Source organism: Aureibaculum luteum (assembly GCF_003449015.1).
GTDB lineage: Bacteria > Bacteroidota > Bacteroidia > Flavobacteriales > Flavobacteriaceae > Aureibaculum > Aureibaculum luteum.
The window spans coordinates 285,751-308,787 of sequence record NZ_QRGD01000003.1 but is presented as its reverse complement, the minus strand read 5'-3'; the positions used below and the strand labels follow the sequence as shown (position 1 = coordinate 308,787).

The 23,037-nt window shown below is 32.0% G+C and carries 23 protein-coding genes; 17 read left to right on the top strand and 6 right to left on the bottom strand.

The features are described 5' to 3' along the window. Positions 1–97: 97 nt before the first annotated feature. From ilvA to D3P13_RS09570, 3 genes are all read left to right on the top strand, one after another. Complete coding sequence (ilvA, locus tag D3P13_RS09580; RefSeq protein ID WP_117881753.1) at positions 98–1,360, top strand: threonine ammonia-lyase; 1,263 nt, start codon at positions 98–100, stop codon at positions 1,358–1,360. A gap of 105 nt (positions 1,361–1,465) precedes the next feature. Then, complete coding sequence (locus tag D3P13_RS09575) at positions 1,466–3,043, top strand: NADP-dependent glyceraldehyde-3-phosphate dehydrogenase (RefSeq protein ID WP_198680003.1); 1,578 nt, start codon at positions 1,466–1,468, stop codon at positions 3,041–3,043. Between the two features lie 43 nt (positions 3,044–3,086). After that, positions 3,087–3,956 (top strand): cation diffusion facilitator family transporter, encoded by an 870-nt coding sequence (locus D3P13_RS09570; protein ID WP_117881749.1) that lies wholly within the window; start codon positions 3,087–3,089, stop codon positions 3,954–3,956. A 135-nt stretch (positions 3,957–4,091) separates the two neighbouring features. Here D3P13_RS09570 and D3P13_RS09565 read toward each other — a convergent pair whose 3' ends face one another. Then, positions 4,092–4,538 carry an FKBP-type peptidyl-prolyl cis-trans isomerase gene (locus D3P13_RS09565; RefSeq protein ID WP_117881747.1) on the bottom strand — a complete coding sequence of 149 codons (447 nt, stop codon included), beginning with the start codon at positions 4,536–4,538 and terminating at the stop codon, positions 4,092–4,094. 545 nt (positions 4,539–5,083) lie between these two features. Between D3P13_RS09565 and D3P13_RS09560 the strand changes: the two genes are divergently transcribed. The 3 genes from D3P13_RS09560 to D3P13_RS09550 all read left to right on the top strand — a co-directional run bounded on the left by D3P13_RS09560 (position 5,084) and on the right by D3P13_RS09550 (position 6,835). Beyond that, a complete protein-coding gene (locus D3P13_RS09560) occupies positions 5,084–5,701 on the top strand; it encodes a class I SAM-dependent methyltransferase (RefSeq protein WP_117881745.1) in 618 nt (205 codons plus the stop codon). Between the two features lie 136 nt (positions 5,702–5,837). Further along, positions 5,838–6,257 carry a hypothetical protein gene (locus D3P13_RS09555; RefSeq protein WP_117881743.1) on the top strand — a complete coding sequence of 140 codons (420 nt, stop codon included), beginning with the start codon at positions 5,838–5,840 and terminating at the stop codon, positions 6,255–6,257. 11 nt (positions 6,258–6,268) lie between these two features. Beyond that, positions 6,269–6,835, top strand: a complete 567-nt coding sequence (locus D3P13_RS09550) for a DinB family protein (protein WP_117881741.1) — start codon at positions 6,269–6,271, stop codon at positions 6,833–6,835. Between the two features lie 6 nt (positions 6,836–6,841). On the opposite strand, the gene D3P13_RS09545 is transcribed toward D3P13_RS09550, so the two are convergent. Together D3P13_RS09545 and D3P13_RS09540 are read right to left on the bottom strand one after the other, a co-directional pair. Continuing rightward, positions 6,842–9,352, bottom strand: a complete 2,511-nt coding sequence (locus D3P13_RS09545) for a hypothetical protein (RefSeq protein ID WP_117881739.1) — start codon at positions 9,350–9,352, stop codon at positions 6,842–6,844. Positions 9,353–9,380: 28 nt separating this feature from the next. Continuing rightward, positions 9,381–10,364, bottom strand: a complete 984-nt coding sequence (locus tag D3P13_RS09540) for a hypothetical protein (RefSeq protein ID WP_117881737.1) — start codon at positions 10,362–10,364, stop codon at positions 9,381–9,383. A 96-nt stretch (positions 10,365–10,460) separates the two neighbouring features. Here D3P13_RS09540 and D3P13_RS09535 point away from each other — a divergent pair, with 96 nt between their 5' ends. The 11 genes from D3P13_RS09535 to D3P13_RS09485 all read left to right on the top strand — a co-directional run bounded on the left by D3P13_RS09535 (position 10,461) and on the right by D3P13_RS09485 (position 19,223). Continuing rightward, positions 10,461–11,234, top strand: a complete 774-nt coding sequence (locus D3P13_RS09535; protein WP_198680002.1) for a creatininase family protein — start codon at positions 10,461–10,463, stop codon at positions 11,232–11,234. A gap of 131 nt (positions 11,235–11,365) precedes the next feature. Then, the gene (locus D3P13_RS09530) at positions 11,366–11,821 is read left to right on the top strand and encodes an FKBP-type peptidyl-prolyl cis-trans isomerase (protein WP_117881735.1); all 456 of its coding nucleotides are present in this window, start codon (positions 11,366–11,368) and stop codon (positions 11,819–11,821) included. A 6-nt stretch (positions 11,822–11,827) separates the two neighbouring features. Continuing rightward, a complete protein-coding gene (locus D3P13_RS09525; protein WP_117881733.1) occupies positions 11,828–12,274 on the top strand; it encodes a hypothetical protein in 447 nt (148 codons plus the stop codon). A 94-nt stretch (positions 12,275–12,368) separates the two neighbouring features. Next, a complete protein-coding gene (locus D3P13_RS09520) occupies positions 12,369–12,905 on the top strand; it encodes a DUF1697 domain-containing protein (RefSeq protein ID WP_117881731.1) in 537 nt (178 codons plus the stop codon). 139 nt (positions 12,906–13,044) lie between these two features. Further along, positions 13,045–13,725 (top strand): head GIN domain-containing protein, encoded by a 681-nt coding sequence (locus tag D3P13_RS09515; RefSeq protein ID WP_117881729.1) that lies wholly within the window; start codon positions 13,045–13,047, stop codon positions 13,723–13,725. A gap of 298 nt (positions 13,726–14,023) precedes the next feature. Next, positions 14,024–14,749 (top strand): sterol desaturase family protein, encoded by a 726-nt coding sequence (locus D3P13_RS09510; RefSeq protein WP_198680001.1) that lies wholly within the window; start codon positions 14,024–14,026, stop codon positions 14,747–14,749. A gap of 1 nt (position 14,750) precedes the next feature. Beyond that, positions 14,751–16,607 (top strand): beta-ketoacyl-ACP synthase III, encoded by a 1,857-nt coding sequence (locus D3P13_RS09505; RefSeq protein ID WP_117881727.1) that lies wholly within the window; start codon positions 14,751–14,753, stop codon positions 16,605–16,607. A gap of 128 nt (positions 16,608–16,735) precedes the next feature. Next, positions 16,736–17,632, top strand: coding sequence for a DUF6999 family protein (locus D3P13_RS09500; RefSeq protein ID WP_117881725.1), 897 nt, complete (start codon positions 16,736–16,738; stop codon positions 17,630–17,632). Positions 17,633–17,644: 12 nt separating this feature from the next. Next, positions 17,645–18,175: a hypothetical protein gene (locus D3P13_RS09495; RefSeq protein ID WP_117881723.1), complete on the top strand. Its 531-nt coding sequence runs from the start codon at positions 17,645–17,647 to the stop codon at positions 18,173–18,175. A 6-nt stretch (positions 18,176–18,181) separates the two neighbouring features. Continuing rightward, positions 18,182–18,814: a hypothetical protein gene (locus tag D3P13_RS09490; protein WP_157972877.1), complete on the top strand. Its 633-nt coding sequence runs from the start codon at positions 18,182–18,184 to the stop codon at positions 18,812–18,814. 7 nt (positions 18,815–18,821) lie between these two features. After that, entirely contained in the window at positions 18,822–19,223 is a 402-nt protein-coding gene (locus tag D3P13_RS09485; protein ID WP_117881719.1) for a hypothetical protein, read from the top strand. A gap of 116 nt (positions 19,224–19,339) precedes the next feature. Here D3P13_RS09485 and D3P13_RS09480 read toward each other — a convergent pair whose 3' ends face one another. From D3P13_RS09480 to D3P13_RS09470, 3 genes are read right to left on the bottom strand one after another with little or no spacing between them, the layout of a single operon-like run. Next, positions 19,340–20,446, bottom strand: coding sequence for an efflux RND transporter periplasmic adaptor subunit (locus tag D3P13_RS09480; protein WP_117881717.1), 1,107 nt, complete (start codon positions 20,444–20,446; stop codon positions 19,340–19,342). 31 nt (positions 20,447–20,477) lie between these two features. After that, a complete protein-coding gene (locus D3P13_RS09475) occupies positions 20,478–21,737 on the bottom strand; it encodes an ABC transporter permease (RefSeq protein WP_117881715.1) in 1,260 nt (419 codons plus the stop codon). Further along, positions 21,737–22,981, bottom strand: coding sequence for an ABC transporter permease (locus tag D3P13_RS09470; RefSeq protein ID WP_117881713.1), 1,245 nt, complete (start codon positions 22,979–22,981; stop codon positions 21,737–21,739). Before D3P13_RS09470 ends, D3P13_RS09475 begins: the two co-directional genes overlap by 1 nt. Positions 22,982–23,037: the final 56 nt, after the last annotated feature.

Sequence of the window (23,037 nt, the reverse complement as noted above, 5' to 3'; positions counted from 1 at the left end):
ACTATATTTTTAAATTTTAACACAATATAATAATTTTAAAACCTACACTTCCATTAAGATGGAATTGTAGGTTTTTTTACTAATATTGCACTTATAAATGAGTCAAAATACATCAACAAATATAACTTTAGAATCGGTAAAGCAAGCTGCTGAAATTTTACAGGAGGTGGCCATAAGAACACCTTTGCAAAAAAATCTAAATTTATCGTCAATATTTAATGCAAATGTTTTTTTAAAACGAGAAGATTTACAACAGGTTAGAAGCTATAAAATTAGAGGAGCATTCCATAAAATTAGCTCTTTAACTAAAAAGGAAACTGTAAACGGAATTGTATGTGCCAGTGCCGGTAATCACGCTCAAGGGGTTGCATTTGCATGTAATAAGTTAAAGATACATGGTACCATAGTAATGCCCACTCCAACACCCAAGCAAAAGATAGAGCAAGTTAGAATGTTTGGTGGAGATTTTGTAGAAGTTTTGCTCACTGGCGATACTTTTGATGACGCTTCAACCGCTGCTAAAAAACTGTGTTCCGATCAAAATAAAACATTTGTCCACCCTTTTGATGATATTAAAATTATAGAAGGCCAAGCGACAATCGCATTAGAAATAATTGAAAAATCAAAGAAACCGATTGATTATGTATTTCTTCCTGTAGGAGGTGGAGGATTGGCCTCTGGAGTATCAAGTGTGTTTAAATTATTATCTCCCGAAACAAAAATTATTGGTGTTGAGCCAGAAGGAGCTCCTTCCATGAAAACAGCAATTGAGCAAAACAAAGTGGTAATTTTAGACACTATTGATAAGTTTATTGATGGTGCAGCTGTAAAACAAGTTGGGCAATTAACGTTTGATATCTGCAAAGAAAACTTATATAAAATGACCACTGTTGCTGAAGGTAAAGTCTGTCAAACTATTTTAGATCTTTATAATAAAGATGCTATAGTAGTAGAACCTGCTGGAGCGTTGTCAATTGCAGGATTGTATAGTTTTAAGGAAGAAATTAAGGGTAAAAACGTTGTTTGTATTGTTAGTGGAAGTAATAACGATATTACCAGAACTTCAGAAATTAAAGAACGGGCTCTGTTGTATGCTAATTTGAAACATTATTTTATCATTCGTTTTCCGCAAAGAGCTGGAGCGTTAAAGGAATTTGTAGTAGAAATTTTAGGCCCAAATGACGATATTACACATTTTGAATATACAAAGAAACACAGTAAGGAAAATGCACCTGCGGTAGTAGGTATAGAATTGAAAAATGAGGATGATTTAGAGCCTTTAATAACCAGAATGAAAGCTCGAAATTTCTTTGGAGAGTATATAAATGATAAGCCTGACTTATTTGATTTCTTAGTATAGTGTCAATCAGCAATTTGTAGATGCAAACCTTTTCGTTGTTTTCTTAAAAACGCAACGGTCTTTATTTCTTAATATAGTATTTTTACTTTTTAAAATGAACTCATTATGAATATCCCAAGTCAATATCAAATTACAAAACCATTACATCAAAACACTTTTTTAGTAAATGGTGAATTAAAACCATGGACAGGAAAAACTACAGAGGTTTTTTCGAGCATTTCTTCAACGGAGGAATATAAACCAACACTGTTGGGTACAATTCCATATATGGAAAAGGAAACGGCTCTCGAAGCTCTTGATGCAGCATGTGATGCTTATGATAAAGGACAAGGCTTATGGCCAACCATGAAGGTGGAAGGACGGATTGCCTGTTTGGAGAAATTTGTGGAGTTAATGAAGAAGGAGAGAGATGAAGTTGTAAAATACTTGATGTGGGAAATTGGTAAAGCCTTACCAGATTCTCAAAAGGAGTTTGACCGTACTGTAGATTATATATACGATACTATTGAAGAATATAAGGAGTTAGACAGAGACAGTGCTCGATTCTCAAAAGAAGGAGGCGTAAATGCACATATTCGTAGAGGTCCTTTAGGTGTAATTCTGTGCTTAGGCCCATACAATTATCCGTTAAATGAAACTTTTGCGTTGTTAATTCCCGCTTTAATCATGGGAAATACGGCTGTTTTTAAACCTGCAAAGTTCGGAGTATTATGTATTTCACCTTTATTAGAGGCATTTCAAAAAAGTTTTCCAAAAGGAGTAGTAAATATTATTTATGGTAGAGGCAGACAAGTGGCAACACCTATTATGCAAACAGGTAAAGTAGATGTGCTGGCCTTAATAGGTAATAGCAAATCGGCCATTGCTTTACAAGATGAGCATCCAAATAAAAATAGATTACGTTTAGTATTAGGTCTAGAAGCCAAGAACCCAGCTATTATATTGCCAGATGCTGATTTAGATTTAACTATTGATGAATGTATTGCGGGTTCTTTATCCTTTAACGGACAACGCTGTACAGCTTTAAAGTTAATCTTTGTTCATGAGGATATTCGTGAAGAATTTAATAAGCGTTATGCAAAAAGAGTAGATGAATTAACATATGGTAATCCTTGGGAAGATGGCGTAAAGCTAACACCATTACCAGAACCTGATAAGCCAGCTTATATTCAAGAATTAATTGATGATGCAGTGGCAAAAGGAGCAAAAGTGCTTAATAAAAAAGGAGGAGAAACTACTGAGAATTATATTTTTCCAGCGGTTTTATATCCTGTAAATAAAGATATGAGAGTATATAATGAAGAGCAATTTGGACCTGTAGTGCCAATTGTAATTTTTAAAGATATTCAAGAGCCATTGCACGCTATGGCTGATTCTAATTACGGACAACAAGTAAGTTTATTTGGTGAGGATGTGAGCTCATTAGCACCATTAATTGATACGTTGGTAAATTTGGTATGTAGAGTAAATTTAAACAGCTCTTGTCAACGTGGTCCAGATGTTTTTCCATTTACTGGTCGTAAAGATTCAGCGGTATCAACATTAAGTGTTCATGATGCATTAAGATCATTTTCTATTAGAACATTTTTAGCTTCTAAAGACAACGACTATAACAATAAAATTTTGGAAGATCTATTAACTTCTAGAAAGTCTAATTTCATTAGTACCGATTATATTTTGTAAGCGGTGTTAACAATATAAAAATTGAAGATTAATCTTTTTTAAATTGCAAATCGAAAAAACTGCAATACGAACAGCATACTTTAGTATAATAGGGAACATCAGTTTAGCTTTAATTAAAGGAGTTGCAGGGTTCTTTGGTAATTCTTATGCTCTAATTGCAGATGCTATTGAATCGGCAACCGATGTTGTGGCGTCACTATTGGTCTTGTTTGGTTTTAAATATGCGAAGCGACCAGCTGACGAAAACCATCCATATGGACATGGCAAAATAGAACCTATAATTACTTTTGCTGTTGTCGCTTTCCTAGTTATTTCTGCTACCATAATTGCTTTTGAAAGTATTCAGAATATTCAGTCACCTCAAAAAGTTCCCAAATCGTGGACCTTAATTGTATTAGGGGTAATTATTATATGGAAAGAAGTTTCATATCGCGTTGTAATCAAAAAGAGTAAAGAAACAAATAGCACATCACTTAAAGCAGATGCGTGGCACCATAGGAGTGATGCCATAACCTCTGTAATGGCTTTTATTGGGATTTCAGTAGCTATTATATTTGGAAAAGGTTATGAAACGGCAGATGATTGGGCGGCCTTATTTGCTTCAGTTATTATTTTGTATAACAGTTATTTAATTTTAAGACCTGCCTTAGGTGAAATTATGGATGAGCAAATTTATGGTGATCTTATAATTTTAATTAGAGAAAAGTCAACTGAAGTAGAGGGGGTTTTAGGAACGGAGAAATGTTTTATTAGAAAAGCGGGAATGAAATATAATGTAGATTTACATGCCATCGTAAATGGTGATATTTCAGTCAAAAAGGGCCATGATATTGCTCATGATTTAAAGGACTATTTGAGAGCTCAATTACCTAACTTAGGTCATGTATTAATTCATATTGAACCCAATGAGTAAATAGAATTAATTTTCGGTGATTTATGAAGCGTCATGCTTGTAGTTTGAAGAAGGAGCACCAAAATAAGCATAAAAATACCTGACACTCCTTGTTAACCAAGTGCTGTCAGGTATTTTATAAATAAGTAACTTATTTTATTTTGTAAGCTCTGAATCTTTAATGTCTACCACTTCAAGATCAAAAATAAGGTCTTTACCCGCTAATGGATGATTTCCGTCTATAACAATACTCTCATCTTTAACTTCAACTACCATCAAATTCATTTCTTGTCCATCTGGTGATTTAGAAACTAGTCCCATACCAACTTTGGGTTCCATATCTTGTGGAAGCTCCGATTTATTTACTTCTTGTATCAATTGCTCATTGACTTCGCCATACGCTTCTTCTTTAGGAATTGTAATGGTTTTCTTTTCCTTTAACTTCATGTCAATTAAACCTTTTTCAAAACCAGGTATTAACTGTCCTTGTCCTAATGTGAATTCTAAAGGTTCTTTTCCCTCAGAACTATCAAAAACTTGTCCATCAGATAACTTACCTGTGTAATTTACTTTAACTGTGTTGTTCTCTTTAACTTGAATCATACTGTGTTTCTTAATTTTAAAAAATACTTGTTATCCAATTTTTAGATAGCAAACATTTTAGTTTAAACTTATTGTTGAACAATGTGCCAAAATCAAGCCAAAAAACTAAAAAAAACACAATGAATGTGCATAAACTTATTAATTGACAAGAATATTATGCAGAAATTGTGCTGTAGTCCTTTAATGATAGTGAATCGCAACTTTAGTACTACAATTAAAATAATCTTAAAGTGAAATAAGTTAATCGGTAAATATGTCAGTTAAAGTTAAATTCAGCAAACTATTTGTGCCAATTTTACAAAAAATATTCTAAACAATTTATTTCAATTATTTTATTCAACTTGTATATCTGTTTTTGTTTTGTTATCAATAGTACTATGCTTGCATCACATTTAATAAAAATAAAAACGTTTTCTAAGATCGAGATAAGAGAATTGTATAGTTTTTACCTGTTTTCAAAAATTTTAATGGTTTTTCTATTCCGTTTGTATTGATTAAATTGGTTGATTAAAACATACGACAAATCATAAACAAACAAAATAAAAATGAAGTTAGACAGAAAGAAACATTGGGAAACAGTTTATGAAACTAAAAATCCAGACCAAGTGAGCTGGACACAAAAAACGCCGAAATCTTCACTTGAATTTATGCATTCGTTCGGACTAAAGAAAACAGCAAGAATAATAGATGTTGGTGGTGGAGATAGTAAACTTGTGGATTGTTTGCTTGATGAAGGATATGAAAATGTTACTGTACTTGATATTTCAGCTAAATCACTTGAAAAAGCTAAGAATCGGCTTGGAGAAAAAGTAGATAAGGTAACTTGGATCGTAAGCGATATTTTGGAGTTTGAACCTAACGGTACATTTGATGTTTGGCACGATAGAGCTACTTTTCATTTTCTCACAACGACTAATCAAATAAAAAAATACATAAAAACGGTAAGGCAGTCTGTAAGTGGATTCTTGGTAATTGGAACTTTTTCACAAAATGGACCTGAAAAATGTAGCGGCCTCGAAATCAAACAATATAATGAAGAGCGGTTAATATTGGAATTTAAAGATGGGTTTGACAAAATGAAGTGTATGTCAGAAGACCATTTAACACCATTTGGTACAAAACAGAATTTCTTGTTTTGTGGTTTTAAAAGACAACTGAATTGAAGTCATAAAAAAATGTCTTGTGTAATTTGGTAGAAGTATAGATGTGCTAGTAAAATTCTTGTAGATTTTCTATTTCGTTTCTATTTACTAACTTAGTTCCTTTACTAATTAATTAACAGACTTAAAATCAAGACCTATGAATCCAATACTAAGAAATGTTTTAGTAGTTATAGCCGGGTGGCTAGGAGGCAGTATTGTTAATATGGGACTTATAAAAACGGGAAATAAGTTATTTCCTATTGAAGGTATTGACGCGAATAGTATGACAGCTTTGGCCGAGATTATGCCTAATTTAGAACCTAAGTATTTTTTGTTTCCTTTTTTGGCACATGCCTTGGGTACACTTATCGGAGCAGTTGTAGCCGGTTTTATAGCTGTCAATAATAAAATGAAATTTTCATTAGCTATTGGAGGATTATTTCTATTAGGAGGAATAGCGGTAAATTATATGCTACCCGGCCCAACATGGTTTGCTGTGGTTGATATATTACTGGCATATATACCAATGGCATGGATTGGTGGTAAAATAGCTTTAAAAGGCTCAAAAACGAATTAAAATTTAATCTCATGATTTATAAACTTCAACTTATTTCAATCTCAATACTATTTATTATAATATCTAGTTTTACTAGTCAAGCACAAACCATCAAAGCAAAAAAAGGGTATACCCAACAGATAGGGAATATGGTAGCTATGCTAGAGGACTTAAAAAGTAGAGTAACACGTAATGTTAAAAATTTAAGCCTAGAGGAAATAGATTTTTTACTAGATGCCGATGCTAATAGAATTGGAGCTTTAATATATCATTTAGCAGCTACTGAAAAATACTATCAACTATACACTTTTGAGAATAGAGGTTTTAATAAAGAGGAAGAAAAATGGACGACAGCTTTAAGTTTAGGAGACAATGCAAGAGGGATTTTAAAAGATAAGCCTATATCATATTATCTCGATATTTGCGATGAGGTTAGAAAGGAAACGTTACAATTATTAAAAACCAAGAATGATAAATGGTTTGAATCCGGCGTAAAAAATAGCAATATGAACAATCATTTTGCGTGGTATCATGTCATGGAACATCAAGCCAATCATATGGGACAAATAGCATTAATAAGCAAAAGGGTTAAGAAATAAAGTCGTTTAATAATTATCTACATAATGAGAAAAGTACAAGCAATTAGAAATAACTTTATCATAAAAAGAAGTGTTGTCAAATTCCTTTAATTTCTTAAAATAGGTTCTCTTGTACACATTTTTGGCATTGACTAAAGCAATTTGATATTCTTCAAAATTTAAACTACCATTATGGTATTTTTCTCTAATAGAATTGTTTTCGATAGTATTGGCCCATCCATTATAAGATTGACCTTGTTCACATTTAGCAGCAGCAAAAAGTGCTTTTGCAGTCAATTCCTTATCTTTACTTATCAGAATAGCCTTGTCTAAATGGATTAGAGGTAAACTGAAGTCATCAGTATAATTAGCATACCAGTTATAATCTTTAAAATAATATTTAGAAGAAATTGTCATATTTAACTTCCTTTCAATATCTCGATATTTTTCGGTATAATAATTATTAACTTCGTAAGTCAAAATATGTCTGTAATAGCCGTAAATAGAGGTGTTGAAAAAGAAATTGCCAAGAAGATAACTTGCTTTAGCAGCTAAAAGGTTCTTTTTTCTAGACAATTGCTCTAATTTAATTAAGGATTTGGCAAGGTTATGTTTGTCCATCAACCTTGGAATGAATTTAAAATCTTTCAAATAATCTATCACCATTGTTGTAGATGCAGGGCATTCAAAACATTCAATTTGGTTGTATCCAAAAACGGTATTAGGGATGTTTGCATAACCATCAAACTCAGAAGTCGAAACGGAATAAGGAACTACTTGTTTAAGTTCATTTTCAGCTCGTTTAAATTTGCCTTGTCTAATATAAATGGTACCCTTCATAATAGCTGCATATTCAGGAAAGTTAAAACTTTGAAGTCGACTATTTCTAGGTTCCTGTTGCAAATGATCTACAGGTACAATGTTTTCAACTACAAAATTTTCAAAATCACTTTTGTCTTTTTTATAGTAAAGCTTTTCAATTGCTTTTAAAATATTTATATCCGGACCATATTCCAACGCTGTTATATCATTATGCAATAGAAATGATTTTGCAGTGTCACCTTGTATTAAATAGCGATTCGCTAATATATCAAGTATAAAATCACGAGTGCCATTTCTGTTCCAGTACAATTCATCTTTTGTAGGTATTAAATTGATTTTGTATTTATTCATTAAAACCTCTTCAAACTCTGAAGTTATTTTAGGTTGCTCTGTAATGTGTATTAACATTTCGAGCTTATTTTTTTGAGATTCGTAATTGGAAGTCGTCGAAGCAACTTTTGCAAGGTAAGAAGTGGCCATGTCGTATTTTTTTTGAATAAAATAAAGATATGCCGTCGTCAAATTCCAATAATCCTTATCTGTAACTTTAGCATTTTCAGCTTGCTTTTTAGAAGCATCTAAGGTTTGGTTTAAAAAAGGAATGGCATCTTCAGCAGTTGATACTGGTAATCGCTTGGAAGCAATTTGTTCACCACAATCATAATAACAGTCATAATTCAATTTCAAAATATCACGTTCGAGTTGGTTTATTGCTCGAGCCATTAAAACTTTAGCTTGTACAGCATTTGGCGATTGTGCTATTATTTTTTCAAAAGAAGAGATGGGGTTATTAAATGCTTTTCTGCCTAAAATGAGATATATGTCATTTTTTTCATCTTCTGTTTTAACTTGTTTTAATATGTTTTCAAAATCTAAATCTTGCGTAACCATCATAGAGTTATAAGCCTGCTCTTTTAAATTTTTGGTATGTGAAAAAAATTGAAAAAAGTCGTAATTGGCTTGTATAAAATTGCCTAATCCTCTTTCAGCACCACCTTTTTGGTCTAAGGCATAATAATACATGATACCTTTATAATTCAAACTTTCAACATATTCCTTAAAATAAGAAATAGCATCAGAGAAATTTAAATTGTAATGTGCTAGACGTACCATTTGATAGCCATAACGAAGTTTTAATTCTTTGTCTTTTTCAGCTTTCCAACTATTCTTCAAAACAGTAAATACTTTTTTGTAGTCAAGTTCAGCAACAGTGTGTACTGGTTTTTCGCCCCAGTAATACCCTTCATTTTGACTGATAACAGCCATGTAAGGTTCTAAATATTTAGCGTATGATAAATAGAGTAAGGCCTGTTTTTGTTTTTTAATGAATTTGCTGGTAACAAAAGCTAGATTTTTATCTTCAACAGTATTCTTATTTAGTAAACTTTGTAAATCTTTTCGAGCCGATTTAAAAACTAAATAGTGAGCTTCATCATAAGAAATATTTAAATATTTCTGCCAATCCTCAATGTTTTCATTTTTTAAATTAGAGATGTTTTTAGAACTATAATAGAAACTATCATAAGATAATAAAAATGGATTATAACTAGGAGCATCAATTACTTCTTGAGCAAAAAGGTTATAATATTCATGGTCTGGGTAATAACCAGGGCCGCAAAAGGAAGCTTCTTCTGTAATAATATCTTTGTTAGTTCTATTTATGGAAACCCATGAGCTGAGTATGACTATTAGTAAAAAGAGAATGGTTTTTTTCATAGTTGTAATGTAGATACGTCATAAAGACCTATTGCAAATCTTTTAATGAATATCGGTTTGTAAATATACTATCTAGGTGATAATATACGATGTCATAAGGCTGATTAATTTTTGATTTTAGAAAAGCCTTAGTTTCATTTAATAGCTCTGGAGAAATGGTTTCCACTTTAATTGTAAACCCTTTATTGACATAAAAACCTCTTAAAAATGTATCGTCAATAGCTGTAAAATTATTGTTATTTTCTTTTTTAAAATTAATAGTACTTAAATCACTTTGGGTTACTGCATTTATCAATTTAGATTTACCTAAATGATTGGTAACAATTGCCCAAGAATAAATTGGTAGTGCAATGTCAAAGGAGATTGGGTAGTCGTTAATTTTCTGTAAATAATCTTTTAATAAATCTAAATCTAAAATTGAATTTTCGCCATTATTTTGAATAGGGTTAGAGGTGGCGTAACACATTAAATATACCTTTTTTACGGGAGGGATTCCTGTGGTTTTTTTAAACTTTACTTGATGTAATCTTAAAGTGCAGGTTATATTTTTATTGGTAATTTTTTTTAATGTTTCCAGAAATAAGAAGTATTTTTCTTTGGTAGTTGCGGTCCAATCGCAATCAATTTGAATTTCTTCAAAATTAAATATTTTAGTGTCTGAAGTTATTCTAGATATCAATATAGAAACATGCTCAGCAAGGATGGCAATTTCATTTGGAGTAGTGTTTGTAAAAGTTCGATTGGTAATAAATATTACAGGAATATAGTCTGCGGAAAGTGTTTGGCTATCAAATTTGTTTATGGCTCCTATTGGCTCTACGATACCATTTTTAGTATCGACATCAAATAAGCGGAGGTATAATTTATCGGAGTGTAAATTTTTAAAAAGTAGAACTTCTGTATCATTAAAATCTACATTACTTTTCCAATGATAAAATTGAATTTTTGGTCGATTTTGTTGTGTACAGCTAATCACAAAAAAACAAATAAGAAGTGAAGAAACAAATTTCATTTTGATAATTAATTAGATGGGAAAAGCATAAAAATGTAACTGAATTGGGCAAAAATACAACATCTTTTAGTAGCTTAGCTAACTAATATTTATGCAATGACACCACAAATCAGACCCTACATTTTAGCTGAAACCAATTGGAAACACCTTAAAGATGCTCATATTGAATTGGCTATTTTGCCATGGGGAGCTACAGAAGCCCATAATTATCATCTGCCTTATGGTACCGATAATTTTGAGTCTCAATACATTGTTGCTGAAGCGGCAAGAGTAGCTTATAATCAAGGAGCAAACTTAATTGTATTACCCACTATTCCGTTTGGAGTAAATACGGGACAAAGCGATATCTATTTAGATATAAATATGAACCCATCAACACAGATGGCTATTTTGGGAGATATTATCGAAGTGTTGAATAGACAAGGAATTCATAAATTTTTAATACTCAATAGTCATGGAGGTAATGACTTCAAAACTTTACTGAGAGAATTGGGGCTTAAATATCCAAATATGTTTTTATGCACTTCCAATTGGTTTCAGGCCATGGATAAAGAGGCTTATTTCGATAACAAAGGCGACCATGCTGATGAAATGGAAACAAGTTTACTAATGCATTTAAAACCAGAGTTGATTTTGCCTAAAGAAGAATGGGGAGACGGGGCAGAAAAAAAGCATAAGGTAAAAGCATTTTCAGAATCTTGGTTATGGTCGGAAAGACCATGGTCTTCAGTAACTAAAGATACGGGGATAGGTAATCCTAAAAAAGCGAGTACAGAAAAAGGGGCTCAATTTTTTAAAGATGTTACTGAGAAAATAGGAAATGTGTTTGTAGAGATATGTGCCATGGATAAAGAAGATATGTACCATTAGAATTAGCATATTGAATGTCAAATTATTACTATTGGATTTGAAAAAATTGGTTCTAAATAAATAAGTGAATTTTATAATACTGTTTACCACGTTGCTTTTCTTATATTTGACGCTTTAAAAAACAAATTTTGATGAAAAAATATACCATTGTACTTTTAGTAATAACATTATTATCAGCGTGTAATAAGAATGATGACACGGTAGATTATACAGTGAAAAATGAAGAAGAAATTGTAGCCTATATTGCGGCTAATGATTTAGATGCACAAAAAAGTAGTTCAGGTTTGTATTACGTTATTGACGAACTTGGAGACGGAGAGCAACCTGTAGGAACTTCCAACGTTACTGTGGCATACAAAGGCTACTTTACGGATGGTGGTACTTTTGACGAAAGTGATGCTGATGGAGTTTCATTTGGTTTACAACAAGTTATTAAAGGATGGACGGAAGGTATTACCTATTTTAAAGAAGGTGGTAGTGGTTTGTTGTTAATTCCTTCGGCTTTAGGTTATGGGAGTGATGGGCGTCCGGGTATTCCTGGAGGTGCTGTACTTCTTTTTGATATTAATTTGATTTCCGTAAATTAGTTCGATATGGGGTTCTTTAGTAAGGTAGATAAGGTGTTGGCTGGCTTAGGTAATATGAAAGCGATGAAGCGTGTGCATGTAGACACATTTACCGAAGGATTGATGGAAAGTGTAGAAGGTGAAAAACTATCCGCTTCTGAACATGGAGAAATTTGGGCTCACATTCAAGAATTGGGTGGTTATTATTCTTTAAATACGACCATATTGAGTGGTGTAAATATTAAGACTATAAAAGGTGGAAAATTATCATTTTTAGGGTCAAAAGACACCTTTGTTTTAGACACAGATGACAATCAGTTGGAGTCTGATTATTCTAATGTTTCTAATAGATGGATGACAAAAGCAAATTATAATATTGATAAAAAAGATATTGACTATATCAGAGGCAAAGGATATACGGAATTACAATTCGTGTTTAAAAAGAAAACGCTAGTTTTTGACGTCATCAAATAAGTTTTAGTTTAGTGTAATAATTTATTACAAAATTAAAATAAGCACTGTGATTAAGTGTACTTTTAAGCAGTAAAACTGTTTTTAATAAGCTATTATGAAAAAACATATCGCAATTTTAAGAGGGATTAATGTTGGCGGTAAACGTAAAATTTTAATGGCCGACTTAAAAGAACTATTAAACAAAAATAGCTTTAAAAATTGTACTACATATATTCAAAGTGGTAATGTTATTTTTTTAACAGATAAGCCTGTAATTGAAATAGAACAAAAAATAAAACAAATTATTTTTGAAAAATACGGATTTGATGTGCCCGTGTTGGTTCGAACAGCCAATGAAATAGAAAATATCTTTCATAACAATCCTTTTTTGCTAAAACAAACGGATATTAATAAATTATATGTCGCCTTTTTAGCGGAAATTCCTTCAGATGAAAATCTAGAAAAACTGACTGCTATTCATTTTGATAATGCGAACTATGAAATAAATGGTAAGCATGTGTTTATGCAGTATAATACAAAAAGTAGCGATTCAAAACTTACCAATAATCTCATAGAAAATAAATTAAAAGTGACTGCTACCAGTAGAAATTGGAAAACAGTGACTAAGTTATTTGAACTTTCTTCTACTTGAAAAATTAACACTTTTTTAAAAATCTATATCTCTCTTAATAAGTACCTTTGTTGAAATATCAAGGGTTTAAATGTAGTACATTCTAATCTATTAGAAGTTCAATTCAATCTGTAATAAACGGATTTAAAAAATATATAAAATGAAAAAAACAGCAATGGTAATTGTTTTGTTTATGCTTGTCGGAGCTCATCTTTTTGCTCAAGAAGCGACCATAGACTTGCAAAAATTTAGTCAAATTAAAGGATATGATCAATTAAAAATTACGTTGGTTAAAGCTACCTATAACAAGGCCGTAATAACTGGTGATGATATTGACAAAGTCGCCATAGACAATCAAGGTAATTTGTTAAAAGTACGTATGGAGGTTGAGAAAATTCTTGATGGTAATGAAACGAAAGTCACTATTTATCATACTGAAAATATAGTTATGATCGATGCGAATGAAGGCTCTAAAATTACATCAATTGATGAAATAGATGCCGATTATATAACCTTACGGACCCAAGAAGGTGCAAGCATAAATGTGAAAGTTAAAACTAAAAATATGAATGTAAAATCAGTAACAGGTGGTTTAATAACTGTTAGTGGTACTACAGATAATCAAGATGTATTAATAAGAACAGGTGGTGAGTTTTATGGTAAGGACTTAGAATCTAACCGTGCAGATGTTACTATTTTTGCTGGAGGAAAAGCGTATGTAAAAGCCAAAGATTTGGTTGATGCAACGGTGAACGCTGGTGGTACTATTGAAATTTCAGGAAATCCTGATAAGGTAAATGAAAATAAAAAACTTGGAGGTAAAATTATTATCAAAAAGTGATGTAACTTCTCAGTTTTGTAAAAAAGCCGAAAATTTTCATTTTCGGCTTTTTTTTACACTAAATGCAATGTGCAATTGCATATCTATAAGAGTTCATATAGATTCCTTTTGGTCAATAAACGAAAGCAAAGGGTAAGTTGTTATAGTTATTTCGAGTACGGTTTTTTGTTAAAATAAATACAATAACTGAATACAGGGGTCTTTGCATTAATTCCACAATCTATATTTGTAAGGGTAATTAAACGGAACTGAAGACGTTTGAGAGTTAGATTCATTTTCAGTTTATCAACCTAAATAAATGCAAGAGATTATTGAAAACATAATTTATAGTACATCTTATTTTAGTCTTTACGGACTAACATTTGCGTATTTTATGATTTTGTATTTTGTAGTAGCACCTGTATTTTTAGGAGTTTGTAAGCTGTTACATAAAAAAGGATTGCTTCATAAGATTATCAATAAAAAGGTAAAACGAAAGCAGTTAAGTTTTGAAATCAAACATTCCTTGCAATCTATTTTTGTTTTTGGATTTTCAGTATTACCTATTATTTATTTAATTAGAAATGATAAAATTACACTACTACCCGATACTTTTTTTAATGTGATATTGGCAGTTGTGGTGTTAACGCTTTGGAATGAGGTGCACTTTTTTATAGTACACAGAATAATGCATTTGCCTTTTTTTATGAAACGCGTCCATTTTGTACATCATCAATCTAGAATTCCTACCGTGTGGTCAGTATATAGTTTTCATTGGTTTGAAGCCTTATTGTTGAGTACTGTTCCGTTGATCATTATGTTATTTGTGCCATTTTCAATTGTTGGCGTATTTCTATACCCTTTGGCGAGTGTCTTGTTGAATTATGCAGGACATTGTAATTATCGCTTTGGGGATGGTTATGGCAATTCATGGAGGCTTTTTGGTACACATCATAATGAACATCACTCAAAAGGGAGAGCCAATTATGGATTTGCCTCAAATGCATTAGATAAATTTTACAATTGCTATATAAAAAGACATTAATATGATAGAGAAAGAAGAAGTATATATTACAGGTATAGGTGTGTTTTTACCGAATAAACCCATTGAGAACAACCAAATGGAAGATTATTTGGGATTGATTAATGGTAAGAAAAGTGGGGTAAAAGAACGTATTCTTAAACAAAACGGTATAAAATCGAGGTATTATGCCTTGAATAAGAATCAAGAAAGTACACATAGTAATGCTGAATTGGCAGCCAATGCAATTGAAATAGCGTTGGATAAAAGTGGAGCTAACGTTACTGAAATAGAACTGCTATCAACAGGAACAACTCAAGGTGATTTACCAGTTCCAGGTTTCGCGAGTATGGTGCATGCCTTAACGGATTTTAATAAATGTGAATTGGCCAGTTTTCAAAGTGTTTGTGCGAGTGGAATGATGGCGTTAAAAACTGCTTTTTCCCAAATAAAATACAAAGAAAAGCAAGAGGCCGTAGCGGTGGGTAGTGAGTTTGCTAGTCGCCTGTTTAAAGGTTCAAGATTTGATGGGCAAGAACAGAAGTCAGTACCTTTTGATACAGAATTTTTACGATGGATGCTTTCTGATGGGGCAGGAGCGATGGTACTTTCTAATAAAAAAAATACAAAGGGTTTATCATTAAGAATTGATTGGATGGAGTTAAAGTCTCATGCCAATGAATTTCCAGTCTGTATGTTTACAGGTAAAAATGATAATAAAAATGAAAAAGAACCAACTTGGTTAGATTACCCAGATTATGAATCGGCTTCCAAAGCAGGAGCTATCAATCTAAAACAAGATATCCGACTACTGGATAAAGTAATTCAAGTTGGCGTAGCTCATTATTTTGAATTGATTGATAAAGGAATGGTTAATCCTGATAAAACCGATTGGTTATGCTGTCATTATTCATCTGAGTATTTTAAAAAGCCGATTAAGGATTTGATGACCAAAGGTGGTGCTTTAATTTCTGATGAAAAATGGTTTAGTAACCTAACTACAAAAGGAAATACAGGTGCGGCTTCTATATATATCATGTTAGAAGAATTGTTGTATTCTGGTAAGCTAAAGGCTGGTGAAACCATTTTGTGTATGGTGCCAGAAAGTGGTCGATTTATCACATCTTTTATGCAATTAATAGTTGTTGGTCAAGATGAAGACGTAAAAGTGTATCCAAAAAGAAAAATTGAAGCCCCTGAGTTAGTAGTGGATAAAAATCCGACATCTGAATGGTTAGTGCGTCAACTCACGCAAATTTGGATCGATTTTGAAACGAAATTATTACAAGTTCCAGTGGTGTCCAAAATTCATAGTGGTAAGTTAAGTCTGTCAGATTACAAATTATTATTACATGATTTACGACAACAAGTAATTGATGGTTCACAATGGATTTCGAGAGCCGCTTCAAATATTGATATTGAGTTGTTCGAGTTACGCTCTGCCTTTATAAAACACACGGCTGCAGAACATAAGGATTTTCAAATCTTAGAACGAAATTTTGTAGCTTTAGGCGAATCTTTGGAAGACATTCAAACAGGTAATAAAAATATTGGAAGTGTAGCCTTAACTTCTTTTATGTTTCAACAAGCCAGTAAAAACAATCCGATTGATTTACTAGGAGCCATGTTTATTATTGAAGGTATTGGAAAGCGATTGGCAGGGTATTGGGGAGATATGATAAAGGATCAGCTGGAGTTGGACAAAGAGCAAGTGTCCTTTTTTACGTATCACGGTGTTGCAGATGAAAATCATTTCCATCGCTTAGAAGAAGCCCTAAATCATCCATTTATGAATATGGATTTAGCCAAACAAATTGCCAAAACGGCAAAAACGACGGCGAAATTATATGAAATGCAATTAGAAGAATTAGGTAGTTATTAGTGAAACTCAGTTTTGAGAATCTCGTTTTTTTGCGAGAGAACTTAAAATTGTAAGTTGAACTAATCCCGCTATTTGAGCGGGATATAAATAGTGTCAATTTTTAAAACAGAACAGAAAAACACAAAAAAATGTCAAACGAATTAGATATTTCAAAACATGATGATCGCGACCCAAATCCATGGTTAGCGATGTATTTGGATAGTAGTATTCCTATCAATGAAAAAACAAAACAGGCATTGATGCGAGATAACAATTCAAAGTCCGCAAGATATTTAATGCCCTTTGTTCAGTTATGGTCAAAAATCACGATGTTTTTCATCCATATTTTTAAGTTTATTTTTCCAAAGCTATTCAACTCGTCTAAAATATTACACCGAATGTTAGCTTGGGGTTTAAAGACATGGGTGAGTCCTGATGCCAATTTATTAATCTTTAGACATTTTCATGTAGGTAGTGATATTTTATCCTTTATCTGGGCTAATATAGATGGTGTAGAAACCAAGTCAAGTCCGTTGCGACCGAAAAATTTCGAAGATGTTAAAGATGATTTATTTCTATTACACGATTTGAATTTATACAATTTTGTTATTAATTTGAATAGTGAACTGAAGACAAAAAATCTCACCATAAAACAAAAGAGTGATTTGGATTTATCAATGATTACTGAAGATCAATTTGATCATATTCAATTTCCAAATAAATGGACCAACATCTTAGATTTGCGTTCAGCTATTGAATTGTTTACACCATTTTATCAGTTGTTTTTAACGGCTAATGATTTTGTAAGAGCTTCAAATTCTTTACAGTTAGATGAAACCATTGCTATTTATACAGCACAAATTTTAGGTACTCCTGGGCATTTAGGTTTGGTAAATAACAAGCATCCAATGGTACCCGCAACAACTTATAGTGCGGCCTACAGGTTGGTGCTGCATGGCTTGGCATCAGAAACATTACATGAAATATTGGTCAATTTAAAATTAGGGAAGTCTAACGATGGCATAATGACGCCAAAGTCTGCATAATAAATACAAGAAATGAGAAGTAGCGTATATTTTTTGGGGATAGCCTTTGCATTCTTTTTAACGAGCTGTAGTTGGTTAACTTCTGATGTAGAAATAAAAAAACAAACATACTTTGTTGAGGTTATAGATTCAGTTCAAACAAACCAATCAAAAAAGATAATAGCAGAAGCTTATTCTCAATTACAAAATAAGGAATTTGTACTCTCTTTGAAGAAAAATGACTGGAATGGCATTCTACCTTATAACGCTGAGGTTGATCTTTCTGATTTGTCTAAATATTACCCTGAAATACATGCTTTTAAAGCATTAAAAAGTGATTCAGATATTGATGAATATATGGTAAAAATAGAACTCGTTTACAATAAGCCATTGACAGATAACACACCTAATTTTACCGTAAAGATGTATCTTCGAAATTCAGATAATAAAAGTTGGAAACAATTTGGAAATCCAGGAAATTTCAGATTCAACACAGAATACTACAAAGAAAACGAACAAGTGGAGTGGATTAAAAGAATCATTGTTGGTTTAACTTTTAAATAGGAAAATATGAAATTTAAAATACTGTTGTTTTGTATAGTAAGTAATTATGTAATGGCACAAAATAAAAACATGTCAAAAAAAGAAGTAAAAAATACCATAAGTTTAGGTAAACAAGCAATTGTTAACCTGGCATTAAAACAATTGGATAAAAAGGTTGATACTAGTTATTTTAAAAGTATAAAGGTTATGGCATCTGAAAATGATATTTATGTTGCTTTTCAAAATCCTATAACGTTTATACCAGAAAACACTGTATATTTTTATAATGTAACCGTATTTTTAAATGGTTCAAATTATTTACAGCCTCGTAAAAACCCAGAAACTGTAAAATACAATTTAGAGGAAATTCAATTTTTTAAATATGATGATGCTGTTTTAGATCAAATCAAATTTGTGATAAAGGCTTTAGATAAACAAGCAGTTGTTGAAACAATTGATTGGGAGTATTATGCAAATTATAATGGTATGATTATTTATGACAGAGGAGATCATTATTATGTCGAAAAATCATACGGAGAGTTTAACGAAGCTGCTTATATTATAAATAAAAGTACGGGCATTGCCACAGAAGAGTATCATGCTGAATTAGCACCAGACCCAATGGGAGATACTGTTATATATGTTGAAATAAAGAATTAAATTGATAATGTTTGAAAAAGATTATTTAATGCGATTGTTTACAGATTTTATGAATGGTATAAATAGAATTGTAAATAGTATAGATAAAGAAGATATAGAAGGAGCTAAAACTCAAATACAACGGTCCTATGGATTTTTAGGTAATGATTCTGATTATTTTATAAATACAGATGTAGATGACCTTTTAACTTTTTTTAAAACAAAAGAGGGCGATTATTTAAGAAGAGTTCAGATGCTTGCTGAATTAATCAGCTTGGATGCAGAACTACAAACGGACAGAGAGAAAAGAATTAAACTTGTAAAAAAAGCCATCCAATTACAAGAATATTTTATTGAGAATTCTAATGAATATTCGTTGCAAATGGCAAAAAGGGTAAAAGAGATGAAAATTCTTTTATCGAGTGATTAATTATGACTTTATTCAACTCAGCATATAATTTTAAAATCTCTTTTACTGTCACATACTCTAAATAAATTAGGTTTAGAATTGATATCATTTTTGATTTACTCAATAGTTAAAATTCACTAATTATCATCTTCCTCAACAAGCTGATTCCAAACTTTAATTTCGTCATCTTTAGATATACCATCTTTAATCTCAACTTGAATTCCGTCACTTACACCTAGCGTAATGTTTTTACGTTCAAAGCCATTACCATTTTTTATTTCAACAAACGGAGCTTTTGTGTCTTTATCAAATTGTACCAATGCCTCTTTTATAGCCATTACACTATCCGCTCTGGCTAAAATGATAGAAGCATTCGCACTTAAGCCTACTCTGATAAATATACTATCTTGTTTTTTTAGTATCCCTTCAATTTCAAATTGTATGGCACCATTTTCTAAATTTCCTTTGGGTGCTATATAATCTAATGTTGCCTCAAAAATTTGATTTTCTACAGCTCCAATAGTAATTTCTAAGGGCAATCCTTCTTTAACTTTACCAACATCAGATTCATCTATTTTTCCTTCAAAAATCAACTTGTTTACATCTGCCAAAGAAGCTATAGTTGTACCTTCATTAAAATTGTTACTCTCAATAACTTGGTTTCCTACTTCAACAGGAACTTCCAATACCATTCCGGAAACGGTAGATCTTATCAAAGTATTTGCTGAATTCCCTAATCCACGGGTAGATCCTGTTTTTACAATTTCATAATTTTGATTCGCTGCACTGTATGATTGTTTGGCTTGGTTGAAAGCCACTTCAGCCTGCTCTAATTCCTGTTTTGAAATAACACCTTTGTCAAATAAACTTTTTTGACGGTTGTAATTACGTTGTTGATCATCTAATGCAATTTTATTCGTTTGAATGGTGTTTTTAGCATTGTTTAAAGATGATGAATTTGGTATTACTTTAATTTTAGCAATTAAATCTCCTTGTTTTACATTATCACCTCCTTTTACATAGATTTCTTGAATAACTCCAGAGATATTGGGTTTTATTAAGACTTCTTCCACAGGAAGAATACTACCTGTAGCCACTGTTTTTTTAATAATGGTTTGTGTAGTTGGTTTTTCGGTTTCATATACAACAGGGTCTTCAGCATTTTTGGTATATAAATAATACATTGCTGCCGAAAATGATATAATTATAAAGAGCAATATAATTACGGTTATTGATTTTTTCATTGGGATAGTTATTTAGTATCTGTTTATTGTTTTATTCAATTCTTAACGCTTCAATGGGTCTAATTTTTATGGCATTTTGTGCAGGAATAAATCCAGCCAATAATCCTGAAATAATTAATATACTTAGTGCCGCTATTACAACACCGAGGTTAACGCTTGGGTTTGCAAACATATCTACAGGTCCGCTACTGTCAATTGCAAAATTGATTAGAAAGATGATTAGTGATGCAAATACAATACCTGCCATACCCGATATGATCGTTAAAAAAACAGATTCCGTAAGAATCTGTCCCCGTATATTCCATGGAGATGCACCTAATGATCTTCTAATTCCTATCTCCTTGGTGCGTTCTCTTACCACGATAAGCATAATGTTACTTACGCCAATAACACCGGATAATAACACCATTATACCTACAAAATAAGCGATGATTCTTATGGCCGAAAAAAGACGTTGTACTTTACTATATTGCTCAAATAAGTCAAAATGTCCAATAGCTCTTTCGTCTTCTGGGTGTATTTTATGATTTTTTCTTACAATGTCAAATACACTTTCCTTTATGTCTGTAATCGGTTTGCCATCAACTGCTGTTACGGCCATCCAGCCCACACGATTCCCCATGTTAAAAGCTTGAGAAAATGCAGTGAATGGAATGTATATTTGTTTTTGATCTTCTTCACCATCACCACCAGAAGATTTTTTCTTATAAACCCCAATAACCATAAAGTTTACCCCTTGAATTTTAATGTAGGAACCTAGAGCATCTTCACCTTTTTCATATAAACTACTTCTTACACCTCTTCCAATTATGGCAACCTTGCGGTTTTTATTAATATCATTTTGGTTTATAAATCTACCTTGGATAATATCCATGGGTTCTTGCTTTATAATTTCAGGATAATCGCCATACACATCAAAAGCACCTGTTTTAATTCCTCTAACAACATTGTTTGCTCCATTGAAGCCACCTAATTGATTACGTGGAGAAATATATCTAAGGTTTGGAACATTTAGTCGTATATCTTCAACGTCTTGTGTTGTGTAATTTATGCGTCTATCTTTCGGCATACCTTGATAGGCTTTGGTTGCGGTTCTTGTCCACATAAACATAGTGTTTGTGGCAGTATCGCCAAAGTCAATATTTACACCATTTTCAAAACCTTTTCCTGCAGCTAATAAAATAATTAATATAAAGATTCCCCAAAAAACACCAAATGCAGTTAGTGTTGTTCTGAACCAATTGGCAGACATTACTTCTAATATTTCGCTCCAGCGGTCTCTACTAAACATTATTCATCTCTTAACGCTACAATGGGTTGAACTTTTGCCGCTTTCCATGCAGGAAAAAAACCTGCCAAGGCACCTGCTACTATTAATAAAATTACCATGGTCATGGCAATTGAAAAATTGACGGTTGGGTTTGAAATATAATCGACTTCAATATTGGGCCCCAACACTTCCAATAATCCCATACTTAAAATTAATCCTGCAAATCCCGATACTGCGGTTACAAAAATAGACTCATGCAGAATCATACCTACAATTGATAAAGGTTTAGCTCCTAATGCTTTTCTAATTCCAATTTCTTTGGTTCGTTCTTTCACGATGATTAACATAATATTACTTACGCCAACTACGCCAGCTATAATAGTACATATGCCTACAAACCAAAAGAATAGTGAAATGTTATCTGTTAATGTGAAAAAGCGTTTGGCTTCTTGCTGGGCATTAAAAATACCTATGGCATTATCGTCTGGAGCTACTTGATGCGATTGTTGGAGATACTGTTTTAATTTATTTGTGAATTTGGTTGATGCTATTACTGATGCTTCAAAAGTTTCTTGAGGGGCAATCGTAAAAGACATATTGGCCATTCTATTTTTACCATTAAAAACACTTTGAGCTGTACTAGTAGGTACATAAACTCTATTTTCTTCACGTTCTCCACCAGCATCGGTATATACACCAACAATTTTAAAATTAATACCTGAGATTTGTAAAAATTCATTCAAGGGGTTTTCAACCTCCTTCATTAATTCGCGTTTGATTTTTTTACTGATAATAACCACTTTTTGAAGTTTATCCATATCAATTTGGTTCAAAAAACGTCCAGTAATCATTTTTACATTTTCTATTTTTTGATAATCAGGGCTCACGCCTTGAATACCAAAAGAGCCAGATTCTTTCTTGTAATTTATGGTAGAACCCCAAACTCTAAATACTCCAGATTTATATTCTATATCATCACTAAAAAGGATAGAAGCTTGGTTATAGTCTGAGTTGCTCAAGTGAATTGATCTTCCAGGGTTTAAGCCGTTAAATTCTTTGGTAGTAACTTCGGTCCAAACCCAAACTCTATTGGTAGCATCACCTTCAAATTCTTTTTGAATGCCATTTTGAAATCCTTGTCCAAAACCTAATAAAATTACCAAAATAAAAATACCAGAAGCCACAGAAATACCTGTAAGAAAGGTTCTTAATTTGTTTTTTGATATAGTATCAAATATTTCTTGCCAACGATCAATGTCGAACATTAATTGGATTTTAGTGTTGAATGAAAAATGTATAAAAGCGTATTGCTTTTATAAGA